At 66.7% G+C, this 18985-nt stretch carries 22 protein-coding genes and 2 tRNA genes; 12 read left to right on the top strand and 12 right to left on the bottom strand.

Annotated elements, in window-relative coordinates; all coding sequences use genetic code 11:
• Window positions 1-7: 7 nt before the first annotated feature.
• From EKE94_RS03290 to EKE94_RS03305, 4 genes are all read right to left on the bottom strand, one after another.
• Window positions 8-535 carry a DUF1937 family protein gene (locus tag EKE94_RS03290; RefSeq protein WP_127905159.1) on the bottom strand — a complete coding sequence of 176 codons (528 nt, stop codon included), beginning with the start codon at window positions 533-535 and terminating at the stop codon, window positions 8-10.
• Complete coding sequence (locus tag EKE94_RS03295) at window positions 532-813, bottom strand: hypothetical protein (protein ID WP_127905160.1); 282 nt, start codon at window positions 811-813, stop codon at window positions 532-534. Before EKE94_RS03295 ends, EKE94_RS03290 begins: the two co-directional genes overlap by 4 nt.
• Window positions 810-1301 (bottom strand): DUF1937 family protein, encoded by a 492-nt coding sequence (locus EKE94_RS03300; protein ID WP_127905161.1) that lies wholly within the window; start codon window positions 1299-1301, stop codon window positions 810-812. The genes EKE94_RS03295 and EKE94_RS03300 overlap by 4 nt, the downstream gene beginning before the upstream one ends.
• 469 nt (window positions 1302-1770) lie before the next feature.
• Window positions 1771-2202, bottom strand: coding sequence for a hypothetical protein (locus tag EKE94_RS03305; RefSeq protein ID WP_127905162.1), 432 nt, complete (start codon window positions 2200-2202; stop codon window positions 1771-1773).
• 493 nt (window positions 2203-2695) lie between these two features.
• On the opposite strand from EKE94_RS03305, the gene EKE94_RS03310 reads away from it, so the two are divergent.
• The 5 genes from EKE94_RS03310 (at window position 2696) to EKE94_RS03330 (ending at window position 5348) form a co-directional block, all read left to right on the top strand.
• Window positions 2696-2956 carry a helix-turn-helix transcriptional regulator gene (locus tag EKE94_RS03310; RefSeq protein ID WP_235855877.1) on the top strand — a complete coding sequence of 87 codons (261 nt, stop codon included), beginning with the start codon at window positions 2696-2698 and terminating at the stop codon, window positions 2954-2956.
• Between the two features lie 504 nt (window positions 2957-3460).
• The gene (locus EKE94_RS03315; RefSeq protein ID WP_127905164.1) at window positions 3461-3661 is read left to right on the top strand and encodes a hypothetical protein; all 201 of its coding nucleotides are present in this window, start codon (window positions 3461-3463) and stop codon (window positions 3659-3661) included.
• Window positions 3662-3718: 57 nt separating this feature from the next.
• Entirely contained in the window at window positions 3719-4102 is a 384-nt protein-coding gene (locus tag EKE94_RS03320) for a helix-turn-helix domain-containing protein (RefSeq protein ID WP_127905165.1), read from the top strand.
• A gap of 2 nt (window positions 4103-4104) precedes the next feature.
• Window positions 4105-4311, top strand: coding sequence for a helix-turn-helix transcriptional regulator (locus EKE94_RS03325; protein ID WP_127905166.1), 207 nt, complete (start codon window positions 4105-4107; stop codon window positions 4309-4311).
• The gene (locus EKE94_RS03330) at window positions 4308-5348 is read left to right on the top strand and encodes a tyrosine-type recombinase/integrase (protein ID WP_127905167.1); all 1041 of its coding nucleotides are present in this window, start codon (window positions 4308-4310) and stop codon (window positions 5346-5348) included. The genes EKE94_RS03325 and EKE94_RS03330 overlap by 4 nt, the downstream gene beginning before the upstream one ends.
• A gap of 113 nt (window positions 5349-5461) precedes the next feature.
• Here EKE94_RS03330 and EKE94_RS03335 read toward each other — a convergent pair.
• Window positions 5462-5545: transfer RNA gene (locus tag EKE94_RS03335), tRNA-Leu, on the bottom strand.
• Window positions 5546-5742: 197 nt separating this feature from the next.
• On the opposite strand from EKE94_RS03335, the gene EKE94_RS03340 reads away from it, so the two are divergent.
• Both EKE94_RS03340 and EKE94_RS03345 read left to right on the top strand, forming a co-directional pair.
• Window positions 5743-6231, top strand: coding sequence for a disulfide bond formation protein B (locus tag EKE94_RS03340; protein ID WP_127905168.1), 489 nt, complete (start codon window positions 5743-5745; stop codon window positions 6229-6231).
• 525 nt (window positions 6232-6756) lie between these two features.
• Window positions 6757-7452 carry an invasion associated locus B family protein gene (locus EKE94_RS03345; RefSeq protein WP_127905169.1) on the top strand — a complete coding sequence of 232 codons (696 nt, stop codon included), beginning with the start codon at window positions 6757-6759 and terminating at the stop codon, window positions 7450-7452.
• Between the two features lie 122 nt (window positions 7453-7574).
• Here the strand turns inward: EKE94_RS03345 and EKE94_RS03350 are convergent, their stop codons facing one another.
• The 4 genes from EKE94_RS03350 to EKE94_RS03365 are packed head-to-tail and all read right to left on the bottom strand — an operon-like array spanning window position 7575 to window position 11812.
• A complete protein-coding gene (locus EKE94_RS03350; protein WP_127905170.1) occupies window positions 7575-8783 on the bottom strand; it encodes a beta-ketoacyl-[acyl-carrier-protein] synthase family protein in 1209 nt (402 codons plus the stop codon).
• Window positions 8780-9046, bottom strand: coding sequence for an acyl carrier protein (locus tag EKE94_RS03355; RefSeq protein ID WP_127905171.1), 267 nt, complete (start codon window positions 9044-9046; stop codon window positions 8780-8782). Before EKE94_RS03355 ends, EKE94_RS03350 begins: the two co-directional genes overlap by 4 nt.
• A 25-nt stretch (window positions 9047-9071) precedes the next feature.
• Window positions 9072-10160: a UDP-3-O-(3-hydroxymyristoyl)glucosamine N-acyltransferase gene (gene lpxD / locus EKE94_RS03360; RefSeq protein WP_127905172.1), complete on the bottom strand. Its 1089-nt coding sequence runs from the start codon at window positions 10158-10160 to the stop codon at window positions 9072-9074.
• Window positions 10161-10192: 32 nt separating this feature from the next.
• Window positions 10193-11812 (bottom strand): L,D-transpeptidase family protein, encoded by a 1620-nt coding sequence (locus tag EKE94_RS03365; RefSeq protein ID WP_206615003.1) that lies wholly within the window; start codon window positions 11810-11812, stop codon window positions 10193-10195.
• Between the two features lie 453 nt (window positions 11813-12265).
• Here EKE94_RS03365 and EKE94_RS03370 point away from each other — a divergent pair, with 453 nt between their 5' ends.
• Window positions 12266-12769, top strand: a complete 504-nt coding sequence (locus tag EKE94_RS03370; protein WP_127905459.1) for a YcbK family protein — start codon at window positions 12266-12268, stop codon at window positions 12767-12769.
• Window positions 12770-12960: 191 nt separating this feature from the next.
• Window positions 12961-13037 (top strand) — tRNA-Arg (locus EKE94_RS03375).
• A gap of 48 nt (window positions 13038-13085) precedes the next feature.
• Here the strand turns inward: EKE94_RS03375 and EKE94_RS03380 are convergent.
• From EKE94_RS03380 to EKE94_RS18570, 3 genes are all read right to left on the bottom strand, one after another.
• Window positions 13086-14186: an NAD(P)-dependent alcohol dehydrogenase gene (locus tag EKE94_RS03380; protein WP_127905173.1), complete on the bottom strand. Its 1101-nt coding sequence runs from the start codon at window positions 14184-14186 to the stop codon at window positions 13086-13088.
• A gap of 111 nt (window positions 14187-14297) precedes the next feature.
• Complete coding sequence (locus tag EKE94_RS03385) at window positions 14298-14918, bottom strand: thiamine phosphate synthase (protein WP_127905174.1); 621 nt, start codon at window positions 14916-14918, stop codon at window positions 14298-14300.
• A gap of 56 nt (window positions 14919-14974) precedes the next feature.
• Window positions 14975-15301, bottom strand: coding sequence for a TfoX/Sxy family protein (locus tag EKE94_RS18570; protein WP_164870806.1), 327 nt, complete (start codon window positions 15299-15301; stop codon window positions 14975-14977).
• Window positions 15302-15458: 157 nt separating this feature from the next.
• On the opposite strand from EKE94_RS18570, the gene EKE94_RS03395 reads away from it, so the two are divergent.
• Genes EKE94_RS03395 through EKE94_RS03405 form a run of 3 tightly spaced genes read left to right on the top strand, consistent with a single transcriptional unit; the run spans window position 15459 to window position 18852 of the window.
• Window positions 15459-16229, top strand: coding sequence for an RNA methyltransferase (locus EKE94_RS03395; protein WP_127905176.1), 771 nt, complete (start codon window positions 15459-15461; stop codon window positions 16227-16229).
• A gap of 2 nt (window positions 16230-16231) precedes the next feature.
• Window positions 16232-17377: a heme A synthase gene (ctaA, locus tag EKE94_RS03400; RefSeq protein WP_127905177.1), complete on the top strand. Its 1146-nt coding sequence runs from the start codon at window positions 16232-16234 to the stop codon at window positions 17375-17377.
• The gene (locus EKE94_RS03405) at window positions 17374-18852 is read left to right on the top strand and encodes a carboxypeptidase M32 (RefSeq protein ID WP_127905178.1); all 1479 of its coding nucleotides are present in this window, start codon (window positions 17374-17376) and stop codon (window positions 18850-18852) included. The genes ctaA and EKE94_RS03405 overlap by 4 nt, the downstream gene beginning before the upstream one ends.
• The last annotated feature ends 133 nt before the right edge of the window (window positions 18853-18985 follow it).

The following is an 18985-nucleotide window of genomic DNA, read 5'->3' on the forward strand; positions in this document are numbered from 1 at the left end:
AGCATCGTCATCCTCCGGGTTGCGAGGGGGCCCGACCGGGGAACACCGCGGCGCGGTCGGCGGGCGAGATCAGGTAGACGCGGCGGTTGCGCGAGACGGCGTCGAGCGCCTCCGCCCAGACCCCGGTCGAGACGTCGGCGCCCGGGATCGGCGGCACCACCACCGCGCGGCAAGCGCGCAGAAGCGGGCGGCACCAGTCGGCCCAGAAGCCCTGGTCGAGCGGATCGAGGTCGCCGTGAAAGGGGTCGGCGTGCACCATCTCGCCCGCCATCACGATCGGCGAGACCGCGGTCACGCCTTCGGCCGCGAACATCGCCGACCACCGCGCGGCGGTGGTGACCGCCGCATAGCTGGCGTTGAGGTCGAAGGTGCCGTCGTCGCCGGTGACCGGCTTGGTGTAGGGCGTGGCGAGGTAGACCAGCTGCCCGCGCAGGTCCGCGACCGCGCGGAAGAGCGGGCAGTGATAGAGCGCCAGCTCGCCCTGCGCGTGGGCAAGGCCGGGCCAGTCGGGGGCGGAGGGGGAAAGCGCGGTCATGCGCCGGGCACTCCCCTGCGGCGAAGGCTCGTCAGAACCTCCTCGCCATCAAGGCCCGCCAACGCGCACACGGTGTGGAAGTCGCGGGTGCCGATCCACGCCTGCGCGTGATAGGTTTCGAGGTCACTGGCGAGCGCCCCGGCCCCTTCTGCCGTGGCGATCAGTTCCGCCAGGGCCGAGCGCCAGAGCTTGAGATACGGCCGCGCCGTCTCGGTCGGCGGCACGGGAACCGCTTCGGCAGTGAGGCCCTGCCGGATATGGCTGGGATGTACCGTCATGGCTGCACCATCAGGACAACCGGGCGTTGGTGGCGCGCCGCGTAGCAGCACGCGCGCCAGACACCCCGGCTTTCCGACCACCCCTCGACCATCGGCACCGCCACGGCGGAACTGACCGCAAGAAGCGGCTGGCACCAACGCGCCCAGAACACCTGATCGAACGGATCGACGGTCTCGGGCCCCATGGCATGCACCATGCTGGCCGACAGGACGACGGGCGAAGCCGCCATGACGCCGTCCATCGCAAACCAGGCGGACCAGCAGGCGGCAAGATCCACCGCCCCGTCCGACGCATTACGGTTCCAGCTGCCTGCCCCATCCCGGGCGAGCTGCGAATAGGGCGTGGCCAGATAGGCCAGTCCACCGCGCAAACGCTGCGCGGCGTCCTCGATCGACTGGCCCGGCCAGAAAAGTCCGGTGTCGCGGAAGGTCGCGGCGAGCCACGGCCAGTCCGGGGCCCGAGGAATGCGGAAATCGACCCCCATCATGCGCCGGTCCCGTCATCGACTTGACCACAATCACAATGCTCGCGCAGGTTGCATGAGCAACGTGGAGGACAGGATGGAGAACACGGATCTGGAACTGTTGCGGCGTCGATTGGCTCAGCTCGAGGCGGAGAACCAGGATCTTCGTTGGGCGTTGTCGATCGGGCGCACTCTTGCTGAAAGAGCGCTGTCTCACGAACCTCCCCAAGAAGTTCGACGATTTCGGCGGAGGGCGGCGCAAGTTGAAGAGCCTCGTCGACGACACCTGATGCGATTTCTGATCGGTGACGAGGCCAGTCTGGATCAGCTTCCTCTGGATTTGCCAAGGACTGATGAATGAGATCGCTGAATTCTATCAACATATCAGCGCCCTGACGCCGCTGGCGCAGTGCGTCCGCGAAGCGCACAGCCCACGTCGCGAACTCCAGCGAGAACTGGGCGTGCCGATGCCATGTATTGCCATTATCAGACGTCATGCCGCCCCCTTTCCGATCGCGGGGGCGTGGCCGTCGATGATCGCCTGCATCAACTGGTCGAGCGCGCTGCCCGCCTCGGGCCCCTCCTTGCGCAGCTTCGTGGGGTCGCCGGTGGCGATGTAGTCCAGCACGGCAGGGCCGAGGTCGCCGGTCTCTTTCAGCGCGATCATCGCAAGGCGCTGCACATCGCTTTGCCCGGACATGCGGTCGCGCCGACCATCCATCAGGTCGGTGATCGGGAAGCGTTCGAGCTCGTCCTCGAGCGGGCCATAGTGCTCGCAGCCGATCGTGGCCTCGCCCTTCGTCTGTTTCGAGACGGTGCCCTGCGAGATGCCGAGGAACGCACCTACGGCTACCGGGCCGCCGAAGTCCTTCACGAGTTGTCCGTAGAGCGCGCGGACCGCGGCCCCCTCATAGACCCTGGTCATCGGAAACCTCATTTCCTTGTGGCGCCACGACGCCCCGCGCATCCTCGCGCCATGGGGATTGGAAGCGGATATGAAGGGCGGGGCGCGGCATCCGCATCGATTGGCGACACCTCGTCATGCTGCACCCCGTGGCTTAGGCAGCTTCGAGCATTCGGAGGGAGGCGAGTACGCAGCGCGCGTAGTATCGGTCCGGTGCTGGCGATACGATCTACGGAAAAGATGCTCAGGCACCGGCTGTCCAATTCTCTCACACCAGTCGCGGCAGTCGAAAAACCAGTGCGCTGGCATCTTGTTGTTCGCGACCGCTCGACTGACCACTTGCGGCTTGTGGCCAAGAGCCTCTTCGAAGCGAGCCCGTCCTACACAGGACAAAAAGTCGGCAACGGTCATTGGAGGTGTCTGCGTCATGCGTCACAAACTATGCATTGTGCGTAGCGTGTAAATACGCAATATGCTCAGTGCAGCGAACCGAGACGCGCCTATGATGCCGTCTATGCTCGAAGAACTCGAAGACCAAAGAGAAGCTGTAGCAGCGCGCCTCAAGCGCGTGCGTGAAGTGCTGGCCTTGGAAAAAAAGGAGTTCGCCGAGCGGGCCGGCATGGGCATGCAGACCTACGGTCCATTCGAGAACGGTACGCGCGACCTGTCGCTGCAAAGTGCGAAGAAACTTCGCAAGACCTATGGCCTTACTTTAGAGTTCCTATACTTCGGCAAGATCGACGATCTGCCGACCAGGATCTCAAGAGCGCTCTGATCCAGGCCCTCGGTGAGTTCATCCCAGAAGTCTAGCGGCATGCCCGACTGGGCACGCGCTTCCTTCAGCAGCTGCAATCGCTTCGAATCGTCCACCGCTCCAGAGCCCCCCTTACTGGTTGCTGCCTAACGGATGTTCACTCCGCGTTCTACCCCGCGGGGAATGCCCTCAACAGCCGCAATACGCAAGATGCGTATTTCTACTCTTGTGTTACGCAAACTGCGTAGTTACCGTTCAGCCTGTCGGGATCGCTGAACGAACTTCTACTCAGGCACTCTCGACCCAATCGAAGCACCTGATCGAGAGAGGGCAGAGGATGTTATTTCAAACCGTCCAACACAATGAGCGCATGGAGGCCCGCATGACCCAGTGGGCCCGCCGCACGGTCCTACGGCTTGACGCCACTCCCGCCCAGCTTGCGACCGCCTGGTGCATCCTGCGCAATCGTCCGATGCCCGGCTATCTGGACCGGTCCCGCTTCAACCAAGCCGCGGGAGCCGCAGCATGACCACAACCACCCACACCGCCCCTTCCTCCCTCCAGGAACACGCCGAAGCCGTCCGAGAGGCCGTCCGCCTGCTGAACGACGCCGCACATAGCGCCGCTATCGCTGGCCTGCGGGTCGAGATCACCAACCACGAGACGGGCGGGCTTGGCCTCGGCCCGATCCCACGGCTCGAGGCGCATGTGCTGCTTGAGCTCTAGGCCAGTTTGCACACCCACCAGCCCCAAGCCGACCCGCAGGATAGAAGGAGCCGGACAATGAACCAGATCACCCCCCTGCCTACAGCCCGCACCGGTGCCCCGCATGCGATCGACGTGCACGTCGGGGACCGCCTGCGCCAGATACGCCGCTTGCGCGGCATGACGCAGGCCGAGCTCGGCACGACCGTGGGCTGCAAGTTCCAGCAGATCCAGAAGTACGAGACCGGCGCCAACCGGATCAGCGCGTCCCGGCTTTGGGACATCGCCGCGGCGCTGAACACGCCGGTGGCCGAGTTATTCGCGACCGCGGGCGAGGGCAGCACGCCCGAGATCCGTGATCCGGCCGAGGCCGAGCTGCTGCGCGCGTTCCGCAAGACACCCGAGGCGAGCCGCGGTGCCATCCTGAACATCACGCGCGCCTGCGCGACGAAGGAAGGCTGATCATGGGCGCAGCGCAGCGCATCGCAGTGCGGGAAACTACGGCCGCGGCAATGCTCGACATGCCTGCGACAGAATTCCGCCGCCTGGTCTCTGTCGGCGCCCTGCCCCAGCCATGTCGTATTGGCCGACACGAGCGGTGGCGGGTCGATCAGATCGAAGCCATCCTGTCCGGGGGCGCGGCACTGCCTGACGAGGACTTCGAACTGTGAGACCGCCGAAGCCACGCATCTCGCGACCGCGTCTGAACTGGCGATGGGTGCGCGGTAAGTGGGAACCCTATCACCGCGTCACCTGGTCGGAGGGCGGCAAGCAACGCTGTCGAGAGATCAAGCTCGACTGGCGTGGTGACGCGCAGGAACTCGATCGCCTCTACTGGTTGGCGCAAGCCGGTCAGCACCAGGCGCAGGCCCGGCCATCCCGCTACACATGGCGCGAGTGCATCGAGGCCTGGCGGCGCGACAAGGTTCGCGGCGCGGGCAAGGTCAAGGCGACCACCCGGGCCAGCTACCAGCGCCCCATGGACGCTATCATGGAAAAGAACGGCGCAAAGGACATGCGCAAGACGACCCGCCAGGCCGTTCGCGGCGCCGTAGGCAAACTGTCTGACACGCCGCGCAAGGCCAGCCGCTATGCGCAAACGGTCTCGCTGTTGTGGACCTACGCAAGGCGCGAACTCGACTGGCCCCTTGGGGAGAACCCGGCTTCCGGGCTGGCATATTACAAGCCCGCGCGCGCCTTCGAGCCTTGGCCGGAATGGATGGTCGAAAAGTTGGAGGAAGCTCCGGCATCGGTCCGAATCGCGGCGCAGCTGATCCTGGGCACCGGCCAGCGTCCGAGTGCCGCGATCACTATGCGGCGCGACCAATTTTCTGGCGAATGGATGAGCGTGCACGACGAAAAGGGCGACCAGTGGCTTGAGGTCTACTGCCCACCGCGTCTGCGCGCATTTATCCAGGATCAACCGGTCCGAGGCAGCCACATGCTGGCGAAGAACCTGACCGAGCCGCTTGGATATCACGCCATCGAGAAGGCATTCCGTTCGTGGCGATCGACGCTTGGCGAGCGTGCCGCGCCCTACAGTCTTCATGGCCTACGCAAACTTGCGATTGTCGAGCTTGCCGAAGCTGGGGCGTCCGATGCGGAGATCCAGGCGGTGACCGGCCAAAGCGCTGAGATGGTGGCCTACTACCGCTCTCGTGCGAGTCGCCGCAGGCTGTCCAAGGCTGCGCAGGAGCGCCGCAAGTGACGTGGAACGGATAGGGTATGAATAAAGAAACTGTGAACGCGATTTGTGAACGCGTCATGTCTACCTTGACTAGCGGGATCGCCCTTAAAGCAAAAATCCCTTTACTATCAAGGTGGTACCCGTGGCCGGACTCGAACCGGCACGCCTTGCGGCGGGGGATTTTGAATCCCCTGCGTCTACCATTCCGCCACACGGGCCCGTGGGCGCTGGATAATACACCAGCGCGCCGGTGGAAAGATGTCATCTTGCCCGCTTTGGAAGAGACGGGGCGCCGTTGCGGATGGCCGGCGCTTGACCCCGGGGACGCGGCGTGGTGGATGCCGCGCAACAGCGCCACCCTTGGCTTGGCCCGATCCTGCCGGGGCCGCGCGTTATCTGAAAGGTGCGTTGCCCCATGATCTCTTCGCTCTCTCCCCGTCGCCTGATGCTGATCGCCGCTTTGGGCTCCGCCCTGCTTCTGGGCGGTGCATTTGTCTTTCAGGCCTTCGGCTATGCGCCTTGCAAGCTTTGCTTGTGGCAACGTTGGCCGCATGCCGCAGCGATCCTGCTGGGCGTCATCGCCGTCTTCCGCCCGCTCCGCGCGGTGGCGTGGCTGGGGGCTGGGGCTGCGCTGCTGACGGCGGGTTTCGGGATCTATCACACCGGCGTCGAACGCGGCTGGTGGGAGGGGCCGTCCTCTTGCACCGGCAATGGCGCGGGCGTGGGCGGCCTCAGCGGTGCCGACCTGCTGTCGACCGACGGTCCCTCGAACATCGTGATGTGCGATGAGGTCGCCTGGGCCTTTGCGGGCTTGTCGATGGCAAGCTGGAATGCCGTGCTGTCGCTGGTGCTGGCGCTGATCTGGGTGCGCGCGGCCACCCGCCCGGCACGGCGCCCGGGGTGATCGCCCGAAGGTTGATCATCTCTCGCCCAACTCTATTGACGATATTTTAGGGTCTGTCCCGGATAGTGAGTCTTGTCCGGCGTGGTGGCCGGGCGTTTCCTCCCTATCGGACTGGCCGCGCGCATCGTCGCGCGGCCTTTTTTCATGCCGAGGCACGCCGCTGGACAGGCCGGATACCCGATGCGCGTCCCATGCGCGCCATTCGGGGTCAAAGACTTTCGTTATGCGTGCGTCAGGCACCTAAAAAGGCCCGGTATTCGCGGTTGACGGGTGCTGGCAAACTTCGTAGCGTCCTGATCAATAACTAAGTCGGCCAGTCCGGCAGGGAGAATGAACGCGGGTAAAACGCGGGAAAAGGGTCCGGATCGACGGGCCCTTTTTTCTGTTCCGCCTTCTGCCGCGTTGCCCTTCCCTGCCCTTTCGGATCATCGGCGGGTCGCCGCGTGCGGGCCCCGGATTCCCGCCTGACAGCGCTGCGGCGCCATGCTAGAGGCCAAGGAATTAGTATTGAAAAATGGACCGAACATGTCTGACCTTCTGAAGACTCTGTCCCTGATCGCCCTCGTCGCCGGCGTCAGCCCCGCTTTCGCCCAGGACGACACGGCGGCGCCGTCCGCCGATGCCAGCTCTGACACTGCCACCGAAACCGACGCCGACGCCGACACGGAAGACGGCGCCAACGCGGCGGTCGAAATGCCCGAGTCCGACCTGTCGATGGGCGAGCCCGCGCAAGGCGCGCAGGGACAAGAGCCGCAGGACGGCCCCGGCTCGACCTACGTCGCCGAGGACTTCAATGACTGGCAGATGCGCTGCGTGCGCACCGAGGACGGCAAAGATCCCTGCCAGCTCTACCAGCTGCTCCGCGATGACGAGGGCAACTCGGTCGCCGAGATGTCCGTCTTCCCCCTGCCGCAGGCCCAGGGCCAGGCTGTGGCCGGCGCCACCATCATCACGCCGCTCGAAACGCTGCTGACGCAGCAGCTGACGATCGCCGTGGATGGCGGCGAGCCGCGCCGCTACCCCTATACCTTCTGCAACCCCATCGGCTGCTTCGCCCGCGTCGGCTTTACCGAGGCCGAGCTGAACGGTTTCCGTCGCGGTGCCTCGGCCAACATGTCGCTGGTCCCCGCCGCCGCCCCCGATCAGCGCGTGACGTTGAACGTGTCGCTGTCGGGCTTTACCGCGGGCTATGATGCCGTGGGCGAGGCCAACGCCGAGTGACCGGGCAGCACCGCCGGTAACCTGCAAAAGGCGCGCCCAGGGCGCGCCTTTTGCATATCGGGGCGTCTGAAATGGCTGGCGCGGGCCGTCGGACGCGAAAGCCGGCGGGAAAACCCCTGGTGTCAGGCCCGGCGCAGCGCCAGCACGGCGTTGAGCCCGCCGAAGGCGAAGGCGTTCGACAGGACTGCATCGACCTTCGCCTCGCGCGCCTCGTTCGGCACGACGTCGAGCGCGCATTCCGGGTCGGGTTCTTCATACCCGATGGTCGGCGCGATGACGCCGTCGCGCAGCGCCATGATGCAGGCCAGAAGCTCGACAGCGCCGGTGCCGCCGATGACATGGCCGTGCATCGACTTGGTCGACGAGATCATCAAATCGTCCGCATGGTGGCCAAAGACGTCGGCCACGGCGGCGCACTCGGTCTTGTCGTTCGCGGCGGTGCCGGTGCCGTGCGCGTTGACATAGCCCACGTCCTCGGGGTTCAGCCGCGCGTCGGCCATTGCGGCGCCGATCGCACGCGCCGCGCCCTGCTTTGACGGCATGACGATATCAGAGGCGTCCGAGGTCATGGCAAAGCCCACGACCTCGGCCAGGATCTCGGCGCCACGGGCGCGGGCATGGTCGTATTCCTCGAAGACGAAGATCCCCGCGCCTTCGCCCTGCACCATGCCATTGCGGCCCAGGCTGAAGGGGCGGCAGGCGTCCTTGGACATCACCCGCAGGCCTTCCCACGCCTTGACGCCGCCGAAGCAGAGCATCGATTCCGATCCGCCGGTGACCATCGCCCGGGTCATCCCCGACCGGATCATGTGAAAGGCCTGGCCCATCGCGTGGTTCGACGACGAACAGGCGGTGGCCACGGTAAAGGTGGGACCCTTGAGGTTGTACTCCATCGACAGGTGACTGGCCGAGGCGTTGTTCATCAGCTTCGGCACGACGAAGGGGTGAACGCGGTTCTTCCCCTCCTCGTAGACGGCGCGATAGTTGTCGTCCCACGTGGTGACGCCGCCGCCGGCCGTGCCCAGCACGACCCCGGCATGCGCGGCCAGATCACCTTCGAACACCAGCCCCGACTGGGCGATCGCCTCTTTCGCGGCCAGCAGGGTGAACTGCGTGAACCTGTCGTAAAGCACGATCTGCTGCCGGTTGAAGTGATCCTCGGGGTCGTAGTCCAGGACCTGTCCGCCGATGCGGACAGACAGCCGATCGACGTCGCGGATGTCCAGCGGGCCGATGCCGCACCGCCCTTCGCGCATCGCCTCCAAGGTCGCGGGCACGGATTTCCCGAGGGCGTTGATCGTGCCCGCCCCGGTAATGACGACGCGCTTCATGCCTTCTGATCGGCGACCAGCCCCTCGACCGCTCCGATGATGGCGGCGACCGACGAGATGTCGAAATCGCTGGCCGAGGGATCGTTGGCGTTGAAGGGGACCTGGATGTCGAAGGCCTCTTCGATGGCAAAGATCGATTCCACCAGTCCCAGACTGTCGATGCCCAGATCGTCCAGCGTCTGGTCCATGCGCACGTCTTCGGGTTCGACCACCGCCTGCTCGGCGATGATGCGGATTACCTGGGTCTTGATCGTGTCCGGCATGCCGCTCGTCCCTCCTGCGCGGTGATTAGTCGGATTTGGAAGCGGGTGAAACCGGTTTCTTCCCGCCCCTCAGATCGGCCAGGATCCGGGGCAGACGGCGCAGCGCCTTGTACATGTCGACATGTTGCTCCATCTTCACGGCCGGATAGCCCATCAGCACCCGCCCTGCCGGCACGTTCGACAGGATCTTGGTTCCGCCCGACGCGATCACGTCGTCGCCGACAAAGATGTTGTCGACCACGCCCACCTGACCGCCAAACACGCAGCGGTCGCCGATCTTCGTCGATCCGGCGACGCCGACCAGGGCCGCCATCAGGCAGTGTCGGCCGATTTCCACGTTGTGGGCGATGTGCACGAGGTTGTCGATCTTGGTGCCCGTGTCGATCCGGGTGGGCCGGATCGTGCCGGCGTCGACGCAGGCATTGGCGCCAATCTCGACGTCGTCACCGATGACCACGCCGCCCAGCGAATGGATGCGGGTCCAGCTTTGCGCCCGGATCTCGCCCTGGTCGCCCATGCTTTCGCGGGCGGCTTCGACCCCGGATTTCTCGGGCGTGACAAAGGACAGGCCGTCACCGCCGATTGCAGCGCCCGATTGCGCGATGAACCGGTCGCCGATCGTCACGTTGCGGCCGATGCGCACCCCGGGGTGCAGCAGCGCGTCGGCGCCGATGGAGACGTTCGCGCCAATGCTGACATGGGCCCCGATCCGGGCCCCGGACCCGATCCGCACCGCCGATCCGATGACGGCAAAGGGGCCGATGGCGACCCCCTCGCCCAGCTGGGCCGCGGGATCGATCACCGCCGTGGGGTGGACGCCGGTGCCGATCACCGGGCCGGGGTCCAGCATCCGGGTCAGCCCGGCCAGCGCCAGACGCGGCCGCGTGACGAAAAGGGCGGCCTCCAGCCCCAGGGCGCGCCAGTCCGCGCCCTCCCACAGGATCGCAGCGCGCGCGTCCCCCTCGCCCAGACGGTCGGCATAGGCCGGCGCCATGGCGAGGGCGAGGTCCTCGGGCCCCGCGTCGGCGGGTTCCGCGGCGCCCGAGATGGTGATGTCGCCATCGCCATGCAGATGCGAGCCAAGCGCCTCGGCAATATCAGCCAGTTTCAGCATGTGCGGCCCCTTCCTGTCGCTGGGGCCGAGATTTAGCTTTCGGCGCCGGGCAGCGAAACCCCTGCCGCCCTCAGCGCATCCAGAATCTTGGCGTCACGTCCATAGACGTCGCGGCGATACTCCAGGCCGCCGCGCGGCTTGGTATAGGCCGTGCGATAGACGAGGTGCACAGGAACCGGGGTTTCAAGGTTCACCCGCCGCTCGACGCCTGTGTTGAGAACGGACTGGAAGAACCCCTGCGGGTCGTCCTCCTGAAGCGCGAGAAGCGCATAGGCGAACTCGAAGGGGTCGCTCAGCCTCACGCAGCCGTGGCTGAACGCGCGCTCTTCCCGGTCGAACAGGGATTTCGACGGAGTATCATGCAGATAAATGTTGTACTTATTGGGGAACATGAACTTGACCAACCCCAGCGCGTTGCGCGGGCTGGGCGGCTGACGCATCGAGAACGGAAAGCTCGAGGCGGTGTATTGCGAGAATCCGCGGCCGCGGTTCACGACGCGCCCTCGGCTGTCGATGATCTCCATGTATCCCAGCGCGTGCGGGTTCTGCCGCAGCACGGGGAGGTATTCGTTCACGATTATCGACCGCGGGACGTACCAGCTGGGGTTGATCACCATGTGCTCAATCACGTCGGAGAACTCCGGCGTGCGGTGGCTGATCTCGGACTTGCCGATCACCGAGCGTGTCTCGAAGGTGACCTCGCCCTCGTCGACGATGCGCGCGCGGAAATCGGTGAGGTTCACCCAGACGTGACGCTTGCCCAGATCGTCGGGGAACCAGCGTTCACGCTCCATCGCGACGATCACCGCGCCCAGGCGGTCGACCGCGGGGCGGTTGATCTCGGCGATCGTGGTCTCGCCCGCGACGCCATCGACGGTCAGTCCGAAATCGGATTGGGCTGCGCGGACCGCGGCCTCGATCTCGGCATCGTAGAGGCCCGTCGCGGTACGTCCCAAATAGCCCATCTCTCGCAGGCGATCCCGCAGGGCGAGAACGGCCTGCCCGCTGTCGCCGCGTTCGAGGCGCGTGGCAGGCACCGTGGGGCCCCAGCCGCCGCCGGCGATCACCGCTTCAAGCGCCAGCTTTTCCTTCACCAGTCGTCCGTATTCGGCCGTGCGCGGCGTAAGCTCGCGCAGGAAGCGGACCGGTTCTGCGGCAAGGAAGGCGTCCAGCATCTCGCGCCGGTCGCGCACGGGGATGTCGCGCACGATGGTCGAATCGATCTTGCGCGGCTCGACCACACCGGTGTCGAGGTCATGGGCAAATTGCAGGAAGATGCGCGTCAGCTCGACATCCAGCCGTCCGCGGGCCCGGTCGGTGGTGGCCGCCGCCATCCGCGACTTCAGTTCCTCGACGTCGTAGCGGGCGGTCGGCAGGCCATGGACGGGGGCCAGGGCTACCGCGCTCAGCAGCGCCTCGCGGCGGTGGCGCGCCGCGCCGTCGGCCCCGACCCATAGCGGGCGATACCCGGTTTCGCGATAGAACGCAGCGAGCATGTCGTCGCTTGCCGCTGTCTCTGCCACGGCCATCTTGAACGCGGTCACCTGCGCCACGGCGGCGGGCGCCGCGGTGAAGGCCCAGCAGGCCATGGCAACCCCGGCAAGCCCCGACACAAGGGGCCGACGTGTCCGGGCGGTGGCAGCGATCGACATATATTTCTTCCTTCCAGATAGTGCTGACCACGGGCCGGCGGCGCCCGCCGCCGGTCTGCGGTCGGCGTTCACCGGCACCTCGCGCCGGCTCACACCCCCGTGAAGCACCTTTCGAGCGTCAGGCGAAAACTGTCCATTCACAATGACGCCAGAACGCGGCAGCGCGGCATCGGCGCCACGCTTTCAGGAACTTCGCGTTTGGTTCCCTGAAAAGTTCCACCGTTAAGCAATTTTTTGCCTAGACCGGCCAGATTGCGGCCATGCCACCGGATCGACGCTTGGTCCTTGCCCGCCCCTTGTGTCATAGAGGGGGTGCACCTGGGGATGAGGTGGCAGAAAGCCGGGACCAACCTGGCTCCTAACAGGTAAAAAGACGGGACGCAGATTTTGGCACAATCAAAAACGACGGGCCTGACCCGGCGCGGCCTTCTCGGCGCGTTCGCGGCCGGCACAATGGTGGCCGCTCCGACCTACGCTAACGCCTTCGGGCTGCTGCGCGGAGCTGGCGACATCCGGCGGATCAAGATGTACAACGGCCGGACCGGCGAAAACATCGACATGATCTACTGGATCGACGGCGACTACATCAAAGAGGCGCTGGACGAGATCAATTTCTTCATGCGCGACTGGCGTAACAACCAGATCAAGCAGATCGACAGCCGCACCGTCGACATCATGACCGCCGCGCACAACCTGATGGACGTCAACGAACCCTACATGCTGATCTCGGGCTACCGGTCGCCCGCGACGAACGCCATGCTGCGGTCGCGCTCGGGCGGTGTCGCCAAGAATTCGCTGCACCTGCAGGGACAGGCCGCGGATCTTCGGCTGGCCTCTCGTTCGGTCGACCAGATGGCGCGCGCGGCCTCGGCCTGCCACGCCGGCGGCGTCGGGCGCTACACCAGCTCGAACTTCGTGCACATGGACTGCGGCAACGTGCGGAGCTGGGGCAGCTGATCCCGAACCGGACGGCGGAATCAGCCGCGACATGATGATGGATGAGGGGGAGGCCGCCGCGCCTCCCCTTTTCCGTTCCGGGTCACGTGGTTCAGACGCCGCCCGGCGGGCGCTACCGGTGGAAATTTGTCGCGATCTCCATCGGCTTTTGCGTTGCGGCGCCCGGCGCGGCCCGGTATAGCAGCGCCAACGCACCCGTAGCTCAGCTGGATAGAGCGCTGCCCTCCGAAGGCAGAGGCCATAGGTTCGAATCCTATCGGGTGCGCCAAGTTCTCCCCCCTATTCCCTTCGGACGTTCGGCCCGGTTTCGGGCGGCTCAGGCCATGCGCAGGATCGGCTTGATCGCGGTGCCGTTCTCGGACGCGGCGATTGCCTCGTTGATCTGGTCGAAGGAGAAGAAGCTGACCAGTTTGTCGAACGGGAATCGCCCCTGCTGCCACAGCGCGATCAGGGTCGGGATGAACAGGTCGGGCGTCGATTCGCCCTCGACCACACCGATCAGCCGGCGGCCGCCGGACATGAAGTGGGTTTCGTTCAGCTCGATCATCGCCTCGGGGCCCGAGGCGCCGACGATCGCACAGGTCCCCTTGGGCGCCAGCGATTCCACGGCTTGCCGGATGACCTTCGGCGCGCCGGTCGTGTCAAAGGCATAGGCCAGCCCGTAGCCCGTGATCTCCATGATCTTCTCGACAGCATCCCCCTCGTCCGCCTTGATCGTATGGGTCGCGCCCAGCTCGCGCGCCATGTCGAGGCGGGATTGCACCATGTCGACGGCGATGATCGTCGTGGCGCCCTGCACCACCGCGCCCATGACGCCCGAAAGCCCGACCGAGCCTGCGCCGAAGACCGCGATCGAACTGCCGGGCGTCACTGCCAGCGCATTCATCACCGTGCCTGCGCCGGTCTGGATGCCGCAGCCCAAAGGCCCCAGAAGCGACAGGTCCACGTCTTTCGTCACCTTCACAGCGTTGCGTTCGTGGCAGATCGCCTGGGTGGCAAAGGACGACTGACCGAAGAACATCGAACTGAGCGGTCCGCTGTCGGCGCGGATGGCCTGGCTACCGTCGGGACGGTGCGCTTCGAAGTTCAGGGCGAACTGGTTGTGGCAATAGGTGACGTCGTTGTGAAGACAGGCCGGACACTGACCGCAGCTGTCGATCGTCATCACGACATGGTCGCCCGGCTGCACCTTGGTGACCTGGGCGCCGACCTTTTCCACCACGCCCGCGCCTTCGTGCCCCAACACGACGGGAAGCGGCGTGGGAAGCTGGCCGGCGATCACCGCCATGTCGGTGTGGCAGACGCCGGTCGCGACGACCCGCACGAGGATCTCGTTATCGCGCGGCTCGTCCAGTTCGACCTCTTCCAAAGACAGAGGGGCGTCGTGGTTACGGGCGACGGCTGCCTGGATCTTCATAGTCTCTCTCCCTTGACTTGCGCCGCGCCGCAGATCGCTGCGGCGCTTGCCTGATCAAGAGATGGGCCCGGGGCGGAGTTCCCGTTCCTGCCGGATACAGTCGTGCGGCTGCTAGCCCGCGGCCCCCAGCAGGGCGTCGAGCGCGGCCAGCGGGTCGTCGTGGCGCCAGATCTCTTCTCCCACGGCCCAAAAGTCGGTGACACCCGCAAGCGCCGCGACGGTCGCGGCGTCAAGCGCGCCCTCGGCCACGACGGGGATCTCGATCATCTCGGACCACCAGGCGAACAGATCATGGGTCGCGACCTCTTCGCCGCCCAGCCCGGTGTCCGCGACCGGGCCGAAGGCCACGTAGTCCGCCCCGGCCTCGCCCGCTGTCATGCCGTCGTGCCGCAGCGCGCCGCAGAAGCTGCCGACGATCGCGTCGGGGCCCAGCGTCTCGCGTGCCTTGCGAACCCGGCGCGCGCCGTCGGTCAGGTGCACGCCGTCCAACCCCAGGCGTTCGGCCAGCCCGGTGTGGTCGGACACCACGATGGCCACGTCGCGGGCATGCGCAACCTCGCGCAGCGCGTCGGCGGCGCGGGCGACGCGATCCTCGTCGCGGGTGGCCATCGCAAGGCGCAGGCAGGCGGTGGGCCGGGCGTCCAGCACGCGGGCCAGTCTCTCGGGAAAGCTCGACAATTCGAACTCCGGCGGCGTGACGAGATAGAGTTGCGGTCCCTCGGGTTCGGCCATGCGGCGACTCCTCATGCTGATCGAAGCGCCCCTATAGCGCCGCCCTGCCCGCTTGGCTACGCCGCGCGCAGATCGCGAAGGCAGGCCAGCGACATCTCGAGCAGTTGCGCGCGCAGCGCGTCGTCGGCCATGGCGTCTTCGCCCGCCACCACGTACCCGCCCATGCGCCGTCCGCCCATCTCCATCGCGGCCACGTCGGGCAGCGCCAGCGCGGCGGCCTGCGCGGCCTTGCCCGGACGGTAAAGTCCGCCGGCCCGCATCAGCCCGCACAGCATCGCGCCATCCAGCATGAAGCAAAGGCCGCCGAACATCCGTTTGTCGCGGATGTCGAGCCCTTCCAGATCCCAGCGCATCAGCGCCTCGTGCCCTCTGTCCCAAGCCATCGTCACCCTCCCCATCCCCGCGCCGCCTTGCGGCAGCCGGGTGCGCCGCGCGTCGCGGGCCCCAAGGCGACCCGCGCCCGGGCCCATCTCGCGGGCGCCTGCCTTGCACGCCCGTGCCGTGCAGCGTATCACGCCCCCCGTGCAACGCGAGAGCCCGATGACCCAGCCCGCCTTCGTCCTCGTCCGCCCGCAGATGGGCGAAAACATCGGCGCCGCGGCGCGGGCGATGTGGAATTTCGGGCTGGACCGGATGTGCGTCGTGGGTCCCCGCGACGGCTGGCCCAATTCGCGCGCCGTGGCCATGGCCTCGGGCGCGGGACGGCTGCTGGACGAGGCGCGGCTGGCCCCCGACCTGCCCGCTGGCATCGGCGAGGCCGATTTCGTCTACGCCACAACCGCCCGCCCGCGCGGTCTGACCAAGCCGGTCTTCACCCCCGAGGCCGCGATGACCGATGCCCGCGCCCGACTGGCGCGCGGTGAAAAGGTCGCGGTGCTCTTCGGCCCGGAACGCGCGGGGCTGGAGAACGACGACATCATTCGCGCCAATGCCATCATCTCGGTGCCTGTGAACCCGGCCTTCGCGTCGCTCAACCTTGCGCAGTGCGTGCTGCTTCTTGCCTACGAATGGGGTCGCCAGACCACCGAGGTCGCGCCCGAACGGCTGGAGCTGGGCGGAACCGAACCCGCGCCCCAGCATGAGGTCGAGCGGCTCGCCGGCCACTGGGAGGGGCGGTTGGACACCGCGGGCTTCTTCTTTCCCGAAGCGAAGGCCGCGGGGATGAAACAGAATTTTCGCAATCTCTGGAGCCGGATGCCGCTGACCCGCGCCGACGTGCAGATGCTGCACGGCGCGCTGCGGCAGATGGTCCGCTGGAAAGAGCGCGGCACCCCGGACGCCGAGCAGGCGACCGACGCGCCGGAAAGGTAGCCATGGCCGGAAAACGTTCGATCTTTGAAGAGGTCTCGGAAAAGGCGCCGAAAGACGCCACGCCCAAGGGCGGCCTGATCGACGCGCGGCCGCGCGGGGCGCGCCGTGCGATCCGGGTGTGGCTGATGGTGCTCTTCGCCCTCGTCGTCGCGATGATCGCGGTGGGCGGGCTGACCCGGCTGACCGACAGCGGGCTGTCGATCACCGAATGGCGCCCCGTGACGGGCGCGCTGCCGCCGATGTCCGAGGCAGACTGGCAGTCGGAATTCGCCAAGTACCGCGAGATCCCCGAATACCAGCTGCAGAACCGGGGCATGGAGTTGTCCGAGTTCAAGTCGATCTACTGGTGGGAATGGGGTCACCGCCAGCTGGGCCGGGTGATCGGGCTGGTCTGGGCGCTGGGGTTCTTCGGTTTTCTTCTGTCCCGCAAGATCCCGCGGGGCTGGACCGGACGGCTGGTCTGGATCGGCGCGCTCGGCGGTCTGCAGGGGGCGATCGGCTGGTGGATGGTCTCCTCGGGCCTGGGCGGCGCGGCTCTGGACGTGGCATCCTATCGGTTGGCGATGCATCTGGGGCTGGCCTTCATCATCCTGGGCTTCATCGCCTGGTATGTCTTTTCGCTTGGCCGGACCGAGGCCGAGCTGATGCAGGCCCGCCGGACCCGCGAGCCGAAGCTGTTCTCGATGGGCACCGGTCTTTTGCACTTTGCCTTCCTGCAGATCCTGCTGGGCGCGCTGGTCGCGGGCATCGACGCGGGGCGCAACTATACCGACTGGCCGCTGATGGCGGGGGGCATCCTGCCCCCCGATCCGATGCAGATCGTGCCCTGGTGGCGCAACTTCTTCGAAAACGACGGGCTGGTGCAATTCATGCACCGGGTGTCGGGCTACCTGCTGTTCATCTTCGGGATCATTGTCTGGCGCCGCGCGGGCCGCTCGCCGCATCCGCGCACGCGTGTCGCCTATAACGCGGTCTTCGCCATGCTGGCGGTTCAGATGGTGCTGGGCATCGTCACCGTGCTTTACGGCGCGCCCTGGCCGCTGGCGATCCTGCACCAGGTGGGCGCCGTGGTGCTGTGGGTCCTGATCCTGCGGGGCCGGCACCTTGCCCAGTATCCCAAGACGCAATCGATCCGGGGGACCGCATGACCGCCTATACCGACCTCATGACCTTTCAGCGCGAGACCGAGGCGCTGGCCCAGGTCTCCGGGCGGCTGGAATGGGACCAGGAAACCGTGATGCCCCGGGGCGCCGCCCCGCAGCGGGCCGAGGAGATCGGCGCGCTCGAAGCAGTGCTGCATGCCCGCCGCACGGACCCGCGCATCGGCGACTGGCTCGACGCCGCCGAGGGGGCCGAGACGGACGAAGTCGCCCGGGCGAACCTGCGCCGCATCCGGCACGCCTATACCCGCACCCAGCGCGTGCCCGCCCGCCTGGCGGCCGAGCTGGCGCGCGTCACCTCGGTCAGCCAGGGGATCTGGGCCGAGGCCCGGGCCGCCGAGGATTTCGCCGCCTTCGCACCGACGCTTGAACAAATCGTTGCGCTCACCCGCGACAAGGCCGCGGCGCTGGCCGATGGCGGTGCACCCTACGACGCGCTTCTCGACGATTATGAACCCGGGGCGACAGCGGACAGCCTGACCGCGATGTTCGGCGCCCTGCGGCCCCGGCTGGTCGCCCTGCGCGACCGTATCATGGGGGCCGAGCGTCGTTCGCCCGCGCTGTCAGGTGATTTCCCCGAAGCCGCGCAGATGGCCCTGACACGGGAGATGGCGCAGGCCTTCGGCTACGACATGACGCGCGGACGTATCGACAAGGCGGTGCACCCGTTTTCGTCGGGCGGCGGCGCGGATGTGCGGATCACCACGCGAACCAGCGCGACCGACCCGTTCAACTGCCTCTATTCCACGATTCACGAGGTCGGCCACGCCGCCTACGAACAGGGAATCGACCCCGTCCATGCGCTGACCCCGCTGGGCCAGGGCGTGTCGATGGGTGTCCACGAAAGCCAAAGCCGGATCTACGAAAACCAGCTGGGCCGCTCGCGCGCCTTCACCTCGCACATCTTCGCACGCATGACCGACACGTTCGGCCCCCTCTCCGTCGACAGCCCCGAGGCATTCTATGCCGCCGTAAACCGGGTGCATCCCGGCTTCATCCGTACCGAGTCCGACGAGGTTCAGTATAACCTGCACGTGCTCCTGCGCTTCGATCTGGAACGCCGGCTGATCGACGGCAGCCTGCCCGTCGCGGATCTGCCCGAGGCCTGGAACACACGGTTCGAGGCCGATTTCGGCGTGGCCGTCGACCGCCCCTCGAACGGCTGCCTGCAGGACGTGCACTGGTCGGTGGGGCTGTTCGGGTACTTCCCGACCTACACGCTGGGCAACGTCTACGCGGGCTGCCTGCACGCCGCGCTGCGCCGCGATCTGCCTGACCTGGACACGCGTCTTGCCGCAGGAGATCCCGGCCCCGCCACGGGCTGGCTGCGCGATAAGCTGCAGCGCCACGGCGCCCTGCGGCCGCCGCGGGCGACCATCGCCCACGCGACCGGAGAAGAGCCCAGCGAAGGCCCGCTGCTCGACTACCTCGAAGCGAAGTTCGGCGAAATCTACGGGGTTTGACGGGCGCGCGTGCTGGTAAGGCCGAGGTCGGTGGATCTGGCCCGGGCTCACGCCGACACTCCGGCACCGATCTGCCGGAGCGGCGCACTCCGCGCCGCGTGATCCACGGTGGCCGCGACGCGGAGGCATGACC

It is taken from the genome of Mesobaculum littorinae (genome assembly GCF_004011175.1).
Taxonomy (GTDB): domain Bacteria; phylum Pseudomonadota; class Alphaproteobacteria; order Rhodobacterales; family Rhodobacteraceae; genus Tranquillimonas; species Tranquillimonas littorinae.